At 72.8% G+C, this 17398-nt stretch carries 15 protein-coding genes and 2 tRNA genes; 10 read left to right on the top strand and 7 right to left on the bottom strand.

Annotated elements, in window-relative coordinates:
* Window positions 1-54: 54 nt before the first annotated feature.
* Window positions 55-1137 (bottom strand): hypothetical protein, encoded by a 1083-nt coding sequence (locus ABD879_RS04685; RefSeq protein ID WP_345017759.1) that lies wholly within the window; start codon window positions 1135-1137, stop codon window positions 55-57.
* A 165-nt stretch (window positions 1138-1302) separates the two neighbouring features.
* Here ABD879_RS04685 and ABD879_RS04680 point away from each other — a divergent pair, with 165 nt between their 5' ends.
* The 6 genes from ABD879_RS04680 to ABD879_RS04655 all read left to right on the top strand — a co-directional run bounded on the left by ABD879_RS04680 (window position 1303) and on the right by ABD879_RS04655 (window position 8336).
* Window positions 1303-2280 (top strand): SCO0930 family lipoprotein, encoded by a 978-nt coding sequence (locus tag ABD879_RS04680; RefSeq protein ID WP_345017757.1) that lies wholly within the window; start codon window positions 1303-1305, stop codon window positions 2278-2280.
* A gap of 350 nt (window positions 2281-2630) precedes the next feature.
* On the top strand, window positions 2631-3350 hold the full coding sequence (locus tag ABD879_RS04675) for a hypothetical protein (protein ID WP_345017755.1): 720 nt from the start codon (window positions 2631-2633) through the stop codon (window positions 3348-3350).
* A gap of 478 nt (window positions 3351-3828) precedes the next feature.
* Window positions 3829-5199 carry an extracellular solute-binding protein gene (locus ABD879_RS04670; protein ID WP_345017753.1) on the top strand — a complete coding sequence of 457 codons (1371 nt, stop codon included), beginning with the start codon at window positions 3829-3831 and terminating at the stop codon, window positions 5197-5199.
* A 54-nt stretch (window positions 5200-5253) separates the two neighbouring features.
* Window positions 5254-6189, top strand: coding sequence for a carbohydrate ABC transporter permease (locus tag ABD879_RS04665; RefSeq protein WP_345017751.1), 936 nt, complete (start codon window positions 5254-5256; stop codon window positions 6187-6189).
* Window positions 6189-7019, top strand: coding sequence for a carbohydrate ABC transporter permease (locus ABD879_RS04660; RefSeq protein ID WP_345017749.1), 831 nt, complete (start codon window positions 6189-6191; stop codon window positions 7017-7019). Before ABD879_RS04665 ends, ABD879_RS04660 begins: the two co-directional genes overlap by 1 nt.
* Window positions 7020-7046: 27 nt before the next feature.
* On the top strand, window positions 7047-8336 hold the full coding sequence (locus ABD879_RS04655) for an ABC transporter ATP-binding protein (protein WP_345017747.1): 1290 nt from the start codon (window positions 7047-7049) through the stop codon (window positions 8334-8336).
* Between the two features lie 297 nt (window positions 8337-8633).
* Here the strand turns inward: ABD879_RS04655 and ABD879_RS04650 are convergent, their stop codons facing one another.
* The 5 genes from ABD879_RS04650 to ABD879_RS04630 form a co-directional block, all read right to left on the bottom strand.
* Window positions 8634-9848 carry a L,D-transpeptidase gene (locus ABD879_RS04650; RefSeq protein WP_345017745.1) on the bottom strand — a complete coding sequence of 405 codons (1215 nt, stop codon included), beginning with the start codon at window positions 9846-9848 and terminating at the stop codon, window positions 8634-8636.
* Between the two features lie 150 nt (window positions 9849-9998).
* Window positions 9999-11189 (bottom strand): fumarylacetoacetase, encoded by a 1191-nt coding sequence (fahA, locus tag ABD879_RS04645; RefSeq protein WP_345017742.1) that lies wholly within the window; start codon window positions 11187-11189, stop codon window positions 9999-10001.
* The gene (locus ABD879_RS04640) at window positions 11186-12019 is read right to left on the bottom strand and encodes a hypothetical protein (RefSeq protein ID WP_345017740.1); all 834 of its coding nucleotides are present in this window, start codon (window positions 12017-12019) and stop codon (window positions 11186-11188) included. The genes fahA and ABD879_RS04640 overlap by 4 nt, the downstream gene beginning before the upstream one ends.
* Window positions 12016-13209, bottom strand: coding sequence for a homogentisate 1,2-dioxygenase (locus ABD879_RS04635; protein ID WP_345017738.1), 1194 nt, complete (start codon window positions 13207-13209; stop codon window positions 12016-12018). The genes ABD879_RS04640 and ABD879_RS04635 overlap by 4 nt, the downstream gene beginning before the upstream one ends.
* Window positions 13210-13343: 134 nt before the next feature.
* Window positions 13344-13880: a MarR family winged helix-turn-helix transcriptional regulator gene (locus ABD879_RS04630; RefSeq protein ID WP_345017737.1), complete on the bottom strand. Its 537-nt coding sequence runs from the start codon at window positions 13878-13880 to the stop codon at window positions 13344-13346.
* A gap of 114 nt (window positions 13881-13994) precedes the next feature.
* On the opposite strand from ABD879_RS04630, the gene ABD879_RS04625 reads away from it, so the two are divergent.
* Window positions 13995-14894, top strand: a complete 900-nt coding sequence (locus ABD879_RS04625) for an alpha/beta fold hydrolase (protein WP_345017735.1) — start codon at window positions 13995-13997, stop codon at window positions 14892-14894.
* 36 nt (window positions 14895-14930) lie between these two features.
* On the opposite strand, the gene ABD879_RS04620 is transcribed toward ABD879_RS04625, so the two are convergent.
* Window positions 14931-15293, bottom strand: coding sequence for a DUF488 domain-containing protein (locus ABD879_RS04620; protein WP_345017733.1), 363 nt, complete (start codon window positions 15291-15293; stop codon window positions 14931-14933).
* A 69-nt stretch (window positions 15294-15362) separates the two neighbouring features.
* Between ABD879_RS04620 and ABD879_RS04615 the strand changes: the two genes are divergently transcribed.
* The 3 genes from ABD879_RS04615 (at window position 15363) to ABD879_RS04605 (ending at window position 17393) form a co-directional block, all read left to right on the top strand.
* Window positions 15363-15437: transfer RNA gene (locus ABD879_RS04615), tRNA-Trp, on the top strand.
* Window positions 15438-15487: 50 nt separating this feature from the next.
* On the top strand, window positions 15488-17305 hold the full coding sequence (locus ABD879_RS04610) for a tetratricopeptide repeat protein (protein ID WP_345017732.1): 1818 nt from the start codon (window positions 15488-15490) through the stop codon (window positions 17303-17305).
* Window positions 17306-17320: 15 nt separating this feature from the next.
* Window positions 17321-17393: transfer RNA gene (locus ABD879_RS04605), tRNA-OTHER, on the top strand.
* The last annotated feature ends 5 nt before the right edge of the window (window positions 17394-17398 follow it).

The raw sequence follows: 17398 nt of genomic DNA, 5'->3' as shown, positions 1-17398 counted from the left end.
ACCGATTCTTCCAGCCGGGGCCCGGCCCCGCCGCCGCCGGGTACCGCCGGACGGTCAGACCCCGCGGAAGGCGCGGCGGATCGACAGGCGGACGTCCCGCCCGGCCTGCCGCACGGGGGCCAGCACGTTGCGGCCCACCCACCGGGCGGGCTCCCGGACGGCGACCCGCCACGTCGCGGCGACCGCGGTGCCGACCGGGCGCAGCACGCTGCGGCCCACCCAGCGGCACGGCGCCACGACCAGGGTCCGCCACAGCCGGCGCAGGACGCGCCCGGCCAGGCGCCAGCCCGCGGCGACGCCGCGCCACACCGGCCGCAGCGCGTACCGCCAGACCGCCCGGCCGGGGGTGACGATGACGACGCGTCCCAGCCAGGCCAGCCCGCGCCCGGTGGCCCGCCACGCCCGCGCGAGCCCGGTTCCGATGGTGCGCAGCAGCCGGGCCAGGCCGGTGAGCGGCGGGCGCAGCAGGTAGCGCCACAGCAGCACGGCGGGGGTCACGATCAGCGTGTTGACCAGCCACGCCAGCGCACGCCCGGTGGCCCGCCACGCCCGCGCGAGCCCGGTTCCGATGGTGCGCAGCAGCCACGCGAGACCGGTGAGCGGCGGGCGCAGCAGGTAGCGCCACAGCAGCACGGCGGGGGTCACGATCAGCGTGTTGACCAGCCACGCCAGCGCGACGGCGAGGAGGCGCAAGGGCTGCACCACGAGACGTTCCAGCAGCCACACCAGGGCGCGCCCGACCGGGGTCAGCACCGCGGCGTAGAACCACAGCGCGGGCCGCACCACCAGGAAGACGAACAGCAGGCCCAGCGGGCGCAGCACCGCCGCGTACAGCCCGCGCCCGATCGCCGCCAGCAGCCATCCGATCCCCCGGAACAGCCCGGCGAAGGCCCGCTCCAGGCCGCGGCCGAGGAGCCGCAGGCCGTCGTACAGCAGCCGGAACGGGAGCACCACCGTCAGCGCGACGACCCGCGCCGGGACGACGACCCACGCCGGGCCGGCCGGCTGGGGCCGCTCACGCGGCGGCGCCGAGGACGGCTCGACCAGGCCCGGAGCGGGGGCGGCGGCCGGATCCGACGCGCCGGGCCGCGGGTCGTACCGGTCGTAGGGCCGCTGGGGCCGTCCGGCCGTGGTCAACGCTCACCTCACATCTGACGGTTCCGGTGTCCCGCCTGCCTTTATGCGACGTATGCGAGCGTCATTCTGTTCGGTCCTCCGTGCGGGTGTCAGTGCGGGATGCCCCACCTTGAACCGGGGCGCGACGGTCCGCGTACTGCTCGCCGGGAGAACGGAGGACCAGACATGCACATCCCACGCTGGGCGACCCCCGCCGCGGCCGTCGCGGCGTCCGGGGTGCTCCTCCTCACAGGCTGCGGCAAGGTTCCCCCCGGGCAGCAGGCGAACGCGGGCGTCGGCCCCACGCAGGCCGCCCCCGACCCGGCGCAGCAGGACCCCTCGGCATCGCCGTCCCCCACCGCCGCCGCGCCCGTGCTGCAGGCCGCCAGCGTGAACCGGCTCGGCAAGATCGTGACGGACGGCGACGGTCGCACGCTCTACCGGTTCGACAAGGACACCGCGCGGCCGCCCGCCTCCACCTGCCTGGACTCGTGCGCCAAGACCTGGCCGCCGGTCCGGGCGACCCAGGACGCCGTCCAGGTCGAAGGGGTCGACCAGAGGCTGGTCGGCAAGGTCAAACGGCCCGACGGCACCTGGCAGGTCACGCTCGGCGGCTGGCCGCTGTACCGGTACGCCAACGACGACAGCCCCGGCGAGGTCAAGGGGCAGGGCGTCGGCGGGGCCTGGTTCGCGGTGGCGCCCGACGGCGCGAAGGCCGCGGGCGGGCGGCAGGCGCAGCGGCAGGACGACGGCGGAGACGACGCGGATGACGGCGACCGGGACCGCTGGGCGGGCTGGACGGTCGTCAAGGTCCGGCAGGACCCGCAGCTCGGCAGGATCGTCACCGACGGCGACGGCCGCGTGATGTACCGCTTCGACAAGGACCGGGCCAGGACCACCACCTGCTTCGGGCAGTGCAGGCGGACATGGCCGGTGGTGAAGTTCACCAACTGGAAGAAGCTCAAGGTGGAGGGCGTCGACCGGAAACTGATCGGTTTCATCGAGCGCAAGGACGACGGTTCCTGCCAGCTCACCATCAACGGCCGCCCCATGTACTACTACGCCGGGGACGAGCAGCCGGGCGACACCAAGGGCCAGGGCCTGCAGAACGCCTGGTGGGTCGTCTCCCCGCAGGGCACCAAGATCACCAACGCTCCGGGATGACCGAACCGCGACAGCACGCGCCCATGGCGGCGGTGCGGCCGGAGCAGGGCCGCGCACCGGAGACGGAGGGCGCGGGGACGCCGCGGTCCGACGGGGGCGGACGGCGTCTTCGCGCCTTTCCCGTGCCCGGCGCCGCGACCTGTGTAAGTGACTCCTTTCAGGATGCCATGTGGCGGTCGGCCACGAAGCCGTACGAGTCTTATCGACCTGACGGAAAGCAGTGCGGCATATAGCACTTCTTTCGGCCTGAGTCAACGGACTCGCTTTACTTATTTGCCATTCCCGTGCCAAACTGAATGCGTCGACCCTTGCTTTCGCAAAGGGCGTCGCCAACGCTGTGGGGAATTGGCATGTCGCTGACTCCGACGACACCGCCGCTGCGGGCGGTGCACCCTGGCAGACCGGTCGCGGACGACGCCGGCGGCGGGCCCCGCCTGGTGTCCCGCCTCGTCCTGGCGGTGGACGTGCAGGGCTACAGCTCCCGGCACGCGTTCGACCAGCTCGAAGCCCAGATGGACCTGTGCGCGGCGCTGGAGGAGGCGGCCGCGGCCACCCGCCTGGACCGCACCGGCTGGTACCTGCAGCGCGCCGGTGACGGCGAGCTCGCCGTCCTCCCCGACGGCATCGACCTCGCCCACGTCGTGGGCGCCTTCCCGCAGGCCCTGGAGCGGTCCCTCGGCGAGGTGAACGGCGGGCGCGGCCGGGGGCGCCGGCTGCGCGTGCGGATGGCGATGCACCACGGCACGCTCGTGCTGGGCCCGCAGGCGTCGTTCGGCCCGGCGGGCGACGCCCCGGTCGTGGCAAGCCGGCTGCTGGACGCCCGGCCGCTGCGCCGCCTGCTCGACCAGCGGCCCGACCGCGACCTCGCCCTGGCGGTGTCCGACCTGGTCTACCGGGACGTGGTGAGCACGGGCTTCTGCGCACTTCCGCCGCACTGCTTCCGGCCCATCCGGACGACCGTGAAGAAAGCCGTCTACCACGGTTGGGTCTTCCATCCGGAGGCGAAGACGGACGCGTCCGGCGGGCGTCCCGGGGAAAAGGTGATCGCGTTCTCTCGCGCCATTCAATAATGATCATGTGAATGGCGGATGGCCCTTGATTCGGACCACCGGATGACAGGCCGGTGGCGTCCGCGGGCGAGAGGCCGCCGGGCGCGGCACGTCTGGCGGGGCGCGGCCGGCGGCCGCCCCGTCGCGGCCGAACCTGCGATCGGTTGCGCCGGACATTCGGGCAACCGACCCCCGCAAATGCCATCCAACGCCGTATGTCGTGACATCGCGGACTGTTCATGAAAGTTCTACAGTCCGTCATCGGATGCGGTCGGCGCGCCGCCTGCCGGGCGGGCCAGGTGTGGCCATCCACTCGCCGGATGTGTGTTCTACCGCACAGCCGGGTGATGCAACGGACTGGAGGGTAGCCAGCAGTTGCTCTGCACCGGTCCGCATACGGATCTCGACATTCCGTAGTCGCCGGTGCTTGAGTGGAGAGCCAGTCCCGCCGCGCCGGGCCCGCCGAGGTGCCCGGACCGGGGGGCCGTCGGGAGGTTCCGTGAGCGAAGGGGCGAGGAGCGGACGCGGTGACCGCGGCGGACGTGCCCGCAGCGGTCCGGCAGGACGAACCCGGCCGAGGGCGCCCGGGCGGACGCTGCGGGGCGCGGCCGCCGCAGCGCTGCTCGCCGGGGGGCTGACCGCCTGCGGCGGCGACGGCGGAACACCGACGCTCCACTGGTACATCAACCCCGACAACGGCGGGCAGGCGCGGCTCGCCGAGGCGTGCACGAAGGCGGCCGGCGGCCGGTACCGCATCGTCACCTCCGTCCTGCCCAACGACGCGACGCAGCAGCGCGAGCAGCTGATCCGGCGGCTGGCCGCCGAGGACGACCAGCTCGACATCATGAGCCTGGACCCGGTGTTCGTCGCCGAGGCCGCCAACGCCGGATTCCTGCGCCCGTTCGACGCCGCCGAGGCGCAGCGGTTCACAAAGGGCGTGTTCCCCGCCGCCGTGCAGAGCTCCACCTGGAAGGGTCGGCTGTACGCGGCTCCGTTCTGGGCCAACACCCAGATCCTCTGGTACCGCAAGTCGGCCGCGCGCAAGGCGGGCGTCGACCCGACCGCCCCGGGCTTCACCTGGGACCAGATGATCGACGCGGCGGTCCGCGTGAACCTCACGGTCGGCGCGCAGGGCGACAAGTACGAGGGCTACATGGTGTGGATCAACGCCCTCGTCGCGTCCGCCGGCGGCCGCATCATCAGCGCGGCCGAGCGCGGCAACGACGCGTCCATCGACATCGACTCCCCGGCCGGACGCGAGGCGGCCCGGATCATCCGCAAGCTGGCCCGGTCGAAGGCGGCCAGTCCGTCGCTGTCCACCGACATCGAGGAGCAGGCGCGGTCGATGCTCAACGGGCCCCGCGGCGGTTTCATGGTGAACTGGGGCTACATCTGGCGCGCCGAGAACGACGACGCCGAGCACGGTGTCATCGACAAGAGCATCCCCGGCGACCTGGGCTGGGCGCCCTACCCGCGGGTGGCGGCGGACCGGCCGAGCAGGCCGCCGTTCGGCGGCATCGAGCTGGGCATCGGCGCGTTCGGCAAGTACAAGGACACCCACGCCGTCGACGCGGTCCGCTGCCTCACCGCGCCCGGCAACATGAAGAAGTACATGCTCGACTCGGGGAACCCGGCGGCGCGGCCCGAGGTGTTCGACGACCCCGAGGTCCAGCGCGAGTTCCCGATGGCCACGCTGATCCGCGACTCGATCAACGCGGCGGCGCCCCGGCCGATCACCCCCTACTACACCGACGTGTCCGCGGCGGTGCAGCGCAGATGGCACCCGCCCGCGTCGGTGAACCCGCAGACCACGCCGCGCCGCTCGGCCGAGTTCGTCCGCGCGGTGCTGCGCGACGAGGCGCTGCTGTGACGGGGGACGCGCCGTGCGGACGAGCAACGCCCCCGCTGTGCCAGGAGGTGCGTCATGACCGCCCAGGTGGAGACGGCGCTGGCCGCCGAGCCGGCCGGGCGCGCGGAGATCTCCGACCGGGCCCGGGCCGAACGCCGGCTGGGCCTGCTGCTGTCGGCGCCCGCGGTGGCCGTCATGCTGCTGGTCACCGGGTACCCGCTGCTGAACGCGCTGTACCTGTCGCTGTTCAACTACCGGCTCACCGCCCCGCAGGACCGCGAGTTCGTCGGCCTGCGCAACTACGCCACCGCGCTGTCGGACGCGCTGTTCTGGCAGGACGTGTTCACCACGTTCCTGATCACCCTGAGCACCGTGGCGGTCGAGCTGGTGCTCGGGTTCGGGCTGGCGATGGTGATGCACCGGGCGGTCTTCGCCCGCCGCACCGTGCGCACCGCGATCCTGCTGCCGTACGGGATCGTCACGGTGATCTCGGCGTTCGCCTGGCGGTACGCCTTCGACCTGCAGTCCGGCTTCGTCAACTCCTGGTTCGGGCTGGGCGACTTCGCCTGGTTCTCCGACCGGTGGGCCGCACTGTTCGTGATCTGCCTGTCGGAGATCTGGAAGACCACGCCGTTCATCTCGCTGCTGCTGCTCGCCGGGCTGGCGCAGGTGCCGCGCGACCTGGACGAGGCGGCCACGGTGGACGGCGCGACCGCCTGGCAGCGGCTGCGCCGGGTCACCATCCCCAACATGAAGGCGGCGATCCTGGTGGCGGTGCTGTTCCGCACCCTGGACGCCTGGCGGATCTTCGACAACCCGTTCGTCATGACCCGCGGCCAGGAGCAGACCGCCACGCTGTCGTTCCTGACCTACGACCAGACCATCACCCGCACCTCGATCGGCATGGGCAACGCGGTCGGGGTGCTGCTGTTCCTGTCCGTGGTGCTGATCGCGGCGGTGTTCATCCGCGGCTTCCGGGTGGACCTGTCCCAGGTGAGGGGTGATCGCTGATGGAGACGGGGCGCTCCCGGGCGCTGTGGATCGTCGTGTCGCTGCTGATCCTGCTGTGGACGATCTTCCCGATCGGGTGGATCGCGATGCTGTCGTTCAAGCAGCCCGGGGAGATCGGCAACGTCCAGGGCTTCCTCCCCCGCGATTGGACCCTGGAGAACTACCGGACGGTGTTCTCCACCGGCCTGTTCACCTCCGCGCTGATCAACTCGATCGGCATCTCGCTGATCGCCACGTTCGTCGGGGTGGTGCTGGCGACGCTGGTGGCCTACGCGATCGCCCGGCTGGACTTCCCGGGCAAGCGGCTGATCCTGTCGTTCGCGCTGGCCATCGCGATGTTCCCGGTGGTGTCGCTGGTCGGGCCGCTGTTCGACCTGTGGCGCGAGCTCGGGCTGTACGACACCTGGCCGGGGCTGGTCATCCCCTACATCTCGTTCGCACTGCCGCTGGCGATCTGGACGCTGTCGGCGTTCTTCCGCGAGATCCCCTGGGAGATGGAGCAGGCCGCGCAGGTGGACGGGGCCACGACCTGGCAGGCCTTCCGCAAGGTGATCGTGCCGCTGGCGGCGCCGGGGGTGTTCACCGCGGCGATCCTGACGTTCTTCTTCTGCTGGAACGACTTCGTCTTCGGCATCTCGCTCACCTCCACCGACCGGGCCCGGCCGGTGCCCGCGGCGCTGGCGTTCTTCACCGGCCAGTCGCAGTTCGAGCAGCCCACCACGGCGATCTGCGCCGCGGCCGTGGTGGTGACGGTCCCGGTCGTGGTGATCGTGCTGCTGTTCCAGCGGCGGATCGTCGCGGGGCTGACGTCCGGCGCGGTCAAGGGCTGACGGGGCCGACTCGAGGAGGGGTGCGCCATGGCCGAGATCACGCTGACCAACATCGTCAAGAGGTACGGCGACGGCTATCCGGCCGTCAACGACGTCAGCCTGGACATCAAGGACGGCGAGTTCATGATCCTCGTCGGCCCGTCGGGCTGCGGCAAGTCCACGCTGCTGCGCATGATCGTGGGCCTGGAGGACATCACCTCCGGCGAGCTGCGCATCGGCGGCAGGGTCGTCAACAAGGTCGCGCCGCGCGCGCGGAACCTGGCGATGGTGTTCCAGAACTACGCGCTCTACCCGCATCTGACGGTGTTCGAGAACATCGCCTTCCCGCTGCGGCTGGCCAAGACGCCCGACGCCGAGGTGCGGCGGCGCGTCACCGAGACCGCCGCGCTGCTGGAGCTGACCGACCACCTGGAGCGCAGGCCAGCGAACCTGTCGGGCGGCCAGCGGCAGCGGGTGGCGATGGGCCGCGCGATCGTCCGCGACGCCGACGCGTTCCTGTTCGACGAGCCGCTGTCCAACCTGGACGCCAAGCTGCGCGGGCAGATGCGCACCGAGATCTCCCGGCTGCAGCGGCGCCTCGGCGTGACCACCGTGTACGTCACGCACGACCAGACCGAGGCGATGACGCTGGGCGACCGGGTGGCGGTGCTGCGCAAGGGCGTATTGCAGCAGGTGGGCAGCCCGCGCGAGCTGTACGAGCAGCCGGCCAACCTGTTCGTGGCCGGGTTCATCGGGTCGCCGTCGATGAACTTCCTGCCCGCCACCCTGGACGGCACCGTCCTGCAGACCCCGCTCGGCCGCTTCGACATGGGCGACCGGCGCAAGGCCGAGGCGGTCGGGGACCGCAAGGTCGTGCTGGCGGGCATCCGCCCCGAGCACTTCGAGGACGCCTCGCTGGTCGGCGCCGAGCGGCGGGAGCGCGGCTCGCTGCTGCGGGTGCGCGTGGACGTCACCGAGTGGCTGGGCAACGAGCTGTACGCCTACATCCCCTACGAGGCGCCGGCCGACGTGGCCGCGCGGCTGCGCGAGCTGTCGCGGGAGCTCGACAGCGACCAGCTGCGCACCCAGGCGGTCGTCGCGCTCGACGCGGCCAGCCTGATCGGCCCGGGGGACGAGGCCGAAGTGTGGATCGACACCTCGCGCGTCCACCTGTTCGACCCGGCGACGGGCGAGAACCTCACCCGCGACGAGGAGCGCGCGGCGGAGCTGGGACGGCTGGCGGACAAGGAGCGCGAGGCCCAGCGCCGCGTCCAACGGTCCGCACCCCGCGGGCCCGGCGACACGGCCGCGTCCGGAGCCGAAACCGCAGCCGGCTAGCACGCCGCCGGCACCGCCGGCGCCGGCCCGGTCCGCCCCGCGCCGCGCCCCTCGGCCGGGCGCCGCCGGCCGAAGTGCCGGTCGCCGACGCGGTGACGCGACGAACGCCCGGGGGAGGTCCGCCATCGAGGCATGTCTCGGCACATGGTGCGGTAGGTGGCCGGGCCGACCTGCCAGGCGGCCCGTGAGCGGCGGACCCGAGGGGACGGCGGCGACCTGGTCGATGCGCCCGGAAAAGCCGACGGACGCGGCACCGTCGCCGGTGGCCGCGTCCGTCGGCGGAGTCGGAAAGGGGGCTCAGGTCAGCGCGCTGCCCTTCTTCCAGGTCTCGTAGGGCAGCTGCCAGAACGACCAGCCGTTGTCCCACTGCAGCTTGCGCTTGGTGCCGGTGATGTCGACGACGTCGCCCGGCTGCACGGTGCGGTAGAACCAGATCGCGTCCTTGGCGGGCTGGCGGACGCAGCCGTGGCTGCAGTTGGCCCGGCCCAGGCAGTACTCCTCGCCCATCGACTGGTGCAGGTACTCGCCGCTGTTGGAGATGCGGACCGCCCAGTTGACCAGCAGGTCGTAGTAGCCGGGGTCGCCCTTCTTGCGGCCGGGCGCGGTCATCCGCACCGGGTTGCCCTTCTCCATGGTCAGGTGCGTGCCGCTGGTGGTGGTGTACTCCATGGTCTGCCCGTTGCCGCCGCTGACCGGCACCGAGCGCACCTTCTTGCCGTCCACCCGCACCGTCATGCGGTGCTTCTTCATGTTGATCTTGGTGATCCGGGCGGCGCCGATCTTGAAGGTGCGGTTGAGGTCCCTGGTGGCGTAGACGCCCTTGGCGACCCGGACCCCGGCCAGGTGCGCCTTCAGCTGCACCGTCTGGTGCGCGGGCCAGTACGTCCTGGTGCGGTAGACGACCTTCTGGTCGCCCATCCACCGCCAGGCGCCCTCGACCGGCTTCTCCGCGGTGACCTCCAGGGCCCGCTCGACCGCCGCCTTGTTGGCCACCGGACGGCTGAAGTCGATGATGATCGGCATGCCGACGCCGTAGGTCTTGCCGCGGTTGCCCTCGAGAATCCAGTCCAGCGAGGCGGTCGCGGTCTGCGCGGCGCTCGGCTTGAGCGTGCGGAACGTGCTGCTGGCCTGCGAAACGGTGCCGATGGAGTTCTTGGCGGTGGACGTCACCGTGAACTTGGTGCCGGGACGCAGCGTCCACTTGGACCGCCATTCGGTGCGCTGGGCGTTGAAGACGCCCTCCACCTGGGTGCCGTTCGCGGTGACACTGACCGTCTGCAGTGTCCCGCCGGACGCCTTCACCACCACGCCGCGGTCGGGGCGTGCCTTTTCGGTTCCCTGGACAGGGGTGATCGTCACCTTGGCGGCGGGGACCTTGGTGTCACCGCCGGTCGTCGTGGTCTTGTGAGTCTCGGAGGTCGAGCAGGCCGCCAGCCCCAGCGTTCCGACCAGCAGAACGATTCCGGCCGCCCGACGTCGATCAGCGATGCCGCGTGTACGCAACTGTGCCACCCCAGGCCGTCCCCGACTTTCCGCCCTGCAGAAGGGGCAGAGTGACCTCGAATGATAGGTCAAAAATAGATGATGTTGGAAAAATACCGGTTGTTCGGACTGCGGGGACGGCCCGCGGCATTACGATTCGCTATCGGTTGATCACGGTGGTCACTCGGTCCGGCGGCCGGACCCCGCCGGGAGGACGCGTCCGCGCACTTCACCGAAGCCCACGACGGATCCGTCGGCGCCGGGCGCGGTCGCGGAGACGGCGACCTCGTCGCCGTCCTCCAGGAAGGTGCGCTCCTCGCCGTTGACCAGCAGCGGCTCGCGGCCGCCCCAGGTCAGCTCGATGAACGCGCCGCGCTGGTCCTTCTCCGGGCCGGAGACGGTGCCGGAGGCGAACAGGTCGCCGGTGCGCGCACTGGCGCCGTTGACGGTCATGTGCGCCAGCATCTGCGCCGGCGACCAGTACATCTCCCGGTACGGCGGACGCGAGACGACCTGCCCGTTCCAGCTGACGGCCATCTCGATGTCCAGCCCCCACGGCTCCTTCTCCCGCAGGTAGGGGAGCGGCTCGGGCTGCTGCGGCGGGGTGGGGACGCGCGCGTGCTCCAGCGCCGCGAGCGGCACCACCCACGGCGACACCGACGTGGCGAAGCTCTTGCCCAGGAACGGCCCGAGCGGCACGTACTCCCACGCCTGGATGTCGCGGGCCGACCAGTCGTTGACGAGCACCGCGCCGAAGACGTGCTCGGCGAACTCCTCGCACGCCACCGGCGTGCCGAGCGGCGAGCCGACGCCGACGATGAAGCCGAGCTCGGCCTCGATGTCGAGGCGGCGGCTCGGCCCGAACCCGGGCGCGGCGTCGGCCGGGGCCTTGCGCTGCCCGCTGGGCCGGACGATGTCGGTGCCGGACACCACGACCGTCCCGGCGCGGCCGTGGTAGCCGACGGGAAGGTGCTTCCAGTTCGGCATGAGCGGCTCGGAGTCCGGGCGGAACAGCCGGCCCAGATTGGACGCGTGGTGCTCGGAGGCGTAGAAGTCGACGTAGTCCGCCACCTCGACCGGCAGATGCAGCGTGACCCGGGACGTGTCGTGGACCGCGGCGTCCGGCACGTCCCCGTGCGCCAGTTCGGTGATGCGTTCCCGGATCTCCGCCCAGCGGCGCGGCCCCTGCGCCATGAACCCGTTGAGCGAGGGCCGGGCGAAAACGTCGTCGTCCAGCGCGACCGCCAGATCGATCACCGAGTCGCCGAGGCGCACCCCCACCCGGGGAGCGGTTCCGGGCGTGGAGAAAACGCCGTAGGGGAGGTTGCCGACGCCGAAGGGGGAGCCGTCGGGAACGTCGATCCGGGTCATCGGGCCACTCCTTCGGTTTCCGCGAGTGCCGCCGGGAGCAGCCCCAGCGCCACCAGGTCGGTCAGGGGTTCGGCGATGCTGCACGTGCCGAACGACAGGAACCGGCTGCGGACGGCGGCGACCCGCGCCCCGTCCAGCCGCCGGACGCGCTCGGCGAGCACGGCGCCGTCGCGTTCGCCCAGCGTGCGCGCCAGTTCGCCGGCGGAGCGCCCGGCGAGCGCGTCGTCGACCGCCAGCAGCACGTTGAGGAAGCCGTGCTGCTCGAAGCCGGTCTCCGGGTCGGTGTTGCGGACGGCGTGGTGCAGCCCGGCGGTGGCCTTGAACGGCACGCCCGCGTCCACCACCGCCTTGATCGCGGCGGCCAGTTCGGCCTCGTCCGGATACATCTCGGCCCGCACGCCGCCGGTGCGGAACTTGGCCTTCCAGTCCGTGCCGGCCAGCCCGGCGACGATCTGCGGCCGCCGCTCGTCGCGCGGCACCTCCACCACCACGGTCGCGCCCTTCACCTGCCGCAGCTCGGCGAAGAACTCGTCCACCGGCATCCCCGCCGGCACCGCGACCTCCACGGACACCACGTCGTCGGCCCCGGCGGCCGCGGCGGCCTGGCGCGGGCCCGCGGGCGCCGTCACGATGAGCGGGAACGGCTCTCCCGGCTGGGCGCGCAGGTCGTCCAGCATGGGCGCCGCGACGACGAACGAGCCGACCAGCTCGGCGTAGTCGGCGCGCTTGTGCGCGCGGTGCGCGGGGACGGCGTCGGGCAGCGGCATCGACCCAGGGGGGAACACCGCCGCGTCGTCGCACAGTCCGCGGGCGAACGCGGGAACGGTCATCGCCGCCCTCCCGCCCAGCTCCACGCGTAGGCGGGGTCTTCGCAGGCCAGGCCGCCCTCGCCCAGCTCCAGCGGGCGGAACGTGTCCACCATGACGGCCAGCTCGTCGAAGAACTCCACGCCGATGCCGCCTTCGTAGGCGCCGGGCTGCGGCCCGTGCGCGATGCCGCCCGGGTGCACCGAGACCGACCCCTGCGCGATGCCCGAGCCCTTGCGCGCCTCGTAGTCGCCGCCGCAGTAGAACATGACCTCGTCGGAGTCCACGTTGGAGTGGTAGTACGGCACCGGGATGGCCAGGGGGTGGTAGTCCACCTTGCGCGGGACGAAGTTGCACACCACGAACCCCGGCCCCTCGAACACCTGGTGCACGGGCGGCGGCTGGTGGACCCGCCCCGTGATCGGCTCGAAGTCGCTGACGTTGAAGGTGAACGGGTAGAGGCAGCCGTCCCACCCCACCACGTCGAACGGGTGCCGCGCGTAGGTGAACCGGGTGCCGACGACCCCCGCCGACGTCCGGTGCTTGACCAGGACCTCCACGTCGGTGCCGTCGACCAGGATCGGCTCCTGGGGGCCGTGCAGGTCGCGTTCGCAGTACGGGGCGTGCTCCAGGAACTGCCCGAACCGCGACAGGTAGCGCTTGGGGGGCGCGACGTGCCCGTTGGCCTCGATGGCGTACGCGCGCAGCGGCGCGTCCCCCTCGGGCAGCCACCGGTGCGTGGTCGACGTCGGGATGACGACGTAGTCGCCTTCCCTCGCCTGCAGCGTGCCGAAGACGGTCTCCACGGTCGCCGTCCCCGACTCCACGTAGACGACCTCGTCGCCCAGCGCGTTGCGGTACAGCGGCGAGGGTGCGGCCGCGACCACGTAGGAGATGCGCACGTCGCCGTTGCCCAAGAGGAGCCTGCGGCCGGTGACGACGTCGGTCTCGCCCCACGTCTCCTTGGGGAACAGGTCGTGCAGCTTCAGATGCCGGGGCCGGAGCGGATGGTTGGGCGTCGTGGTCGCGTCCGGGATGTCCCACGGCTGCGAGTCCACGATCGCCGAGGGGATCTCGCGGTGGTACAGCAGCGAGGAGTCGGACGAGAAGCCCTCCTCGCCCATCAGCTCCTCGTAGTAGAGCCGTCCGCCGCCGTCCCGGTGCTGGATGTGCCGCTTGGGCGGCACATCGCCGACCCGCCGGTAGTACGCCATGATGCGTCCCTCCTCGCCGCCGCCTGGCAAAGTAGTTAATACATTTACTATCGCATCATCCGACGTCGTCCGCCACCCCCTGGTACCCCCCGGTCGGGAGCGAATCGGGCGCGGCCCGGCGAGGTGCCGGCCGGTCAGCTGCGCTCGCGCGCGTCGAACCGGCGGCGGCCCGCGATCAGCTTGTTCAGCAGCATGATCAGGATGTCCTGCTCGGTGTCGGTCAGCGCGTCCGCCCACTGCCGCTCGCGGGCGTTCTGCGCGGCGAATACCTCCAGCATCGCCTCCTGCCCCCGCTCGGTCAGCGACAGCACCACCGTCCGGCCGTCCCGCTCGCCCGGGGAGCGCACCAGCAGCCCGTCGGCCTCCAGCGACTTGGCCAGGTTGGACACCGCCGCCCTGGTCATCCCCGCCACCGCGGCGGCCCGGCCCGGCTCCAGCGGGCCCGCCAGCCAGGTGACGAACAGCAGCCGGAACCCCGCCCACGACAGCCCGCGCGGCCGGTGCACCGCCGCCTCCAGGTCGTAGGTGACGATCGCCGAGGCCCGGTTCAACGTCAGCAGCAGCCGCGTGGCCGTCCGGTGCCGGAACCCGAACTCCTCCGCCAGCCTCCGCTCGGCCAGCTCGACGAACGACCAGAAGTCCAACGCGTCCGTCCCACCCTCACCCGCCATGCCCCCAGCCTAGCCGCCAATAGTTAATACATGTATTAACTTTTCGGCGCAGCGCCCCCTGCCGACGGCCGCGCCGCGCGGCGCCAAGAAGGCCTTCGGCATACGGGCGGCCGCATGCGCTCGCGGTGCGATCGCTTCCAGCAGTCCGAGCTCGTCGAGGCGGCGGCAGTGGTCGCCGCCCGCACCGCCGTCCGGCCTCCCCCCTGCACGGTCGCCGAACGCCGCCGCCGGGTGCACGCGGCGACCGACGCGGGCGCCGCCCGCCGCAGCAGCGCGGCGGCGCCGGCGGCGGCGTGCGGCAGGGCGAGCGAAAAACTCGCGGCCGCGCCCACGGTCGTGCTCCCGGGCCTGCCGGTCAACGCCGACATCTGGGCGCCGGTCGTCGCGGCGGCCGGCGGCGCCCGCGCCGTCGACCTGCCCGGCCTCGGGATGAGCGCGGGACGCCACCGCGACTGGCCCGCCTGGCTCGCCGCGCTGGTGGCCGAGACCGGCGCCCGGCACCTGGTGGGCCACTCCATCGGCGCCGCCGCCGCCCGTCCGGGCGAGGTGCACCGGCTCACCCTCGTGTCGCCGTTCTTCCTGCAGGAACGCCCCGGCGCGATCGCCAGGTGGGCGCCGCTGACCCGCCGGTACCTGAGGCGGGCGCGTCCCGAGGCGCTGGCCCGGCGGCTCACCGGCGACACGGCGCACGCGGCGGCGCTCCGTTCGAGCGCGGCGGACCTTCGCCGCGGCACGGTCGCGGCCACCGCCGCCCGGCTCCCGGCCGCCACCGCGCGGCCGCGATGGCGCGACGAACTCAAGGCCAAGCTGCGGCGCTTCCCGGGGCGCGTGCACGTCGTCGTGGGCTCCCGCGATCCGCGCACCCCCGAAGGGCAGGAGCTGCCGGCCGCGCTCCCCCACGCCACCGTGACGGTCGTCGCGGACGCGGGGCACCACCTGCACCTGACGCATCCGCACGAGGTGGCACGGGCCGTCCGCGCACACGGCACCGAGCCGAGCCCCACGTCACCGTGACGCGCCCTGAGGAAAACCGGCGCAGGCGCCCCCGGCTCACCCTGACAGGGCCTTGAGGAGAGTGGGGACCTGGCTGTGCTCCACGTCCTTGGTGGCGGTCAGCAGGGTCAGGGGGCCGGACGCGGCGAGCTCCCGGAGCCGGGCGAGTGCCCGTGCGTGGGCCTCGTCGGCGAGTTCGGCTTCGTAGCGGCGGCAGAACTCCTCATAGCGGGACGCGTCGTGCCCGTACCAGCGGCGTAGTTCGGTCGACGGGGCGACATCCTTGAGCCACTCGTCGATGCGCGCGGAGTCCTTGGACAGGCCACGCGGCCAGAGACGGTCCACGAGGACGCGTATGCCGTCCTGGGGTTCGGGCTCGTCGTAGGCCCGGCGCACTCTGGGCTTGGACGGTGTGCTCATGGGCCAGATCATGCCCGCATCCCCTGCGGCCATTCACATCCCACCGGGTGGCACTAGGCTGCGAGGCGGCGGGCCGTAGCGCATAGGTCGTCGCGCCCGGTCTCCAAAACCGGGAGGACGCCGGTTCGAGTCCGGCCGGCCCGCCCCTCGGCGAATTCCGGACGCATCATCACGTTCTCTGGTACCTATGCCGGATGTCCGAATTCGCCTCCCCGACCACAACTGAAAACAGCGTGCACGACCCGGCCGCGTACGCCCGGCAGCTCATGGACCGAGGCGACATCGACGCGGCCCTGCCCTGGCTCGAGCGGGCCGGCCGCGCGGGCGACGCGTCCTGCGCCCGCACGCTGGCCGCGGTGCTGCGCGACCGCGGCGACTACGAGCGGGCCGAGCGGTGGTACCGCGCCGCGGCCGACCGCGACGGCGGATGCGCGTTCGGCTTGGCCGTGCTGCTGGAGAAGTCGGGCGACACGGCGGGCGCGGCGCGGTGGTACGCGCGGGGCGCCGAGCTGGGCAGCGCGCAATGCCGGACGGCGGCGGCGCTGCTGTCGGCCGCGCAGGGGCGGCAGGACGAGGCGGAACGGCTCCTCGGGGAGGCCCTGGCGGCGGGCGACCGGACGGCCGGGCAGGCCCTGGAGGCGATGGAGCGGTTCCGCTCCTTCGTCCGCCGGGGCGAGGACACGGTCGCCGAGGCCGTCGCGGGAGGGGACCACGCGATGGCGCTCGACGCCGTCGCCGAACTCGGGCGGGACGTCGCCGGCTTCCGCGCCTACGCCTCCTTCCAGGACGACGCGGTGCGGCTGTTCGACAAGGTCGCCGACGCGGCGGACGACAACAGGCCGCTCGTCTGGAAGGGCCTGCTGCTGGAACGCGTCGACCGGTGGGACGAGGCCCGTCGGGCGCTGGAGGAGGCGGCGCGGCGTTACCCCGGCAGGCCCTACGCGCCGTTCACGCTGGGCGTCCTGTGCCGGGAGCGGGGGCTTGTGGGGGAGGCCGAGCACTGGCTGAAAAGGGGCGCCGCCCTCGCGGACGCGTCCTCGATGTGGGAGCTGGCCGGCCTGTGCCTGCGCCAGCGCCGCTTCGCCGAGGCCCGCGACTGGTACACCGCCTACGGCGAGCACGCCGGTGACGACGACCACCGCGACGTCGAAGGGGCGCTGGAGCGCGTGGAGGCGCAGCGGCGGACGGCAGGAGCGGCCCCGGCGGCGGACGCCGGGCGGCTGGACGGGCTCCGCGCCGCCACCGAAGGCGGCAGCCCGGACGCGGCCGTCGAACTGGCCGGGCTGCTCGAAGAGGCCGGACGGTTCGCCGAGGCCGCCCGCTGGTACGGCATGGCGGCCGAGACCGGGGACGTCGAGGCCGGGCTGGCCCTGGGGGAGCTGCTGTACGGGCGGTGCGAGGCCGAGCCGCGGCACGTGGTCGGGTGGTTCCTGCCGGCGGCCGCGGCGGCCTACGAACGGGCCCGTGCCGCGTCCGAGCCGGACGAGGCGGACGTACGGCTCGTCGAGCGCGCCGGGCACCTGCTGCTGATCGCCAACGACGCGTTCAACGCCGAGCGGTGGCTGCGCCGCGCCGCCCGGCTCGGGCACGGCAAGGCCGCGTGGTGGTGCGGCGACCGGTCCGAGGAGTACGGCGACGTGCAGGAGGCCGAGCGCATGTGGGCGCTGGCCGCGCGGCGCGGCGTGGCGTGGTGCGGCTGGCCCGCGGGGCGCAGCATGGTGCGGCGCGGCGCGTACGCGGAGGCCGAACCGCTGCTGCGGCTGGCCTGGGACGGCCGCCACGACGAGCCTCCGCTGCACGAGGCCGCCTACTGGCTGGGCCTGTCGCTGCGCGGCCAGGGCCGCCTGGAGGAGGCGGCGCGGTGGCTGCGCACCGCCGTGGACGTCCACCACCGCGTGCGCACCGCCATGGGCACCGCGCGGTTCGATCCGCGCGCCGCCCTGGCCGAGGTGCTGGACGAGGTGAGCCGACGCGACGAACAAAAGGGAGAAGCCGGGCGGGGCGATCGCTAAGATCACCATAGGTGATGGGCCGTAGCGCAGAGGTCGTCGCGCCTTGTGTGCACACTGGAGGACGCCGGTTCGAATCCGGCCGGCCCATCACCC

Origin of the sequence: Actinomadura keratinilytica (assembly GCF_039539665.1) — a bacterium.
GTDB classification, from domain to species: Bacteria; Actinomycetota; Actinomycetes; order Streptosporangiales; family Streptosporangiaceae; genus Spirillospora; species Spirillospora keratinilytica.
Note: the sequence above shows the minus strand (reverse complement) of the source record. Positions and strands in the feature narration are given on the sequence as shown.

Coding starts and splice junctions, on each gene's coding strand:
- ABD879_RS04680 (WP_345017757.1), top strand. CDS start 1,303: ATGCACATCCCACGCTGGGCGACCCCCGCCGCGGCCGTCGCGGCGTCC.
- ABD879_RS04675 (WP_345017755.1), top strand. CDS start 2,631: ATGTCGCTGACTCCGACGACACCGCCGCTGCGGGCGGTGCACCCTGGC.
- ABD879_RS04665 (WP_345017751.1), top strand. CDS start 5,254: ATGACCGCCCAGGTGGAGACGGCGCTGGCCGCCGAGCCGGCCGGGCGC.
- ABD879_RS04660 (WP_345017749.1), top strand. CDS start 6,189: ATGGAGACGGGGCGCTCCCGGGCGCTGTGGATCGTCGTGTCGCTGCTG.
- ABD879_RS04655 (WP_345017747.1), top strand. CDS start 7,047: ATGGCCGAGATCACGCTGACCAACATCGTCAAGAGGTACGGCGACGGC.
- fahA (WP_345017742.1), bottom strand. CDS start 11,189: ATGACCCGGATCGACGTTCCCGACGGCTCCCCCTTCGGCGTCGGCAAC.
- ABD879_RS04640 (WP_345017740.1), bottom strand. CDS start 12,019: ATGACCGTTCCCGCGTTCGCCCGCGGACTGTGCGACGACGCGGCGGTG.
- ABD879_RS04635 (WP_345017738.1), bottom strand. CDS start 13,209: ATGGCGTACTACCGGCGGGTCGGCGATGTGCCGCCCAAGCGGCACATC.
- ABD879_RS04630 (WP_345017737.1), bottom strand. CDS start 13,880: ATGGCGGGTGAGGGTGGGACGGACGCGTTGGACTTCTGGTCGTTCGTC.
- ABD879_RS04625 (WP_345017735.1), top strand. CDS start 13,995: ATGCGCTCGCGGTGCGATCGCTTCCAGCAGTCCGAGCTCGTCGAGGCG.
- ABD879_RS04620 (WP_345017733.1), bottom strand. CDS start 15,293: ATGAGCACACCGTCCAAGCCCAGAGTGCGCCGGGCCTACGACGAGCCC.
- ABD879_RS04610 (WP_345017732.1), top strand. CDS start 15,488: ATGTCCGAATTCGCCTCCCCGACCACAACTGAAAACAGCGTGCACGAC.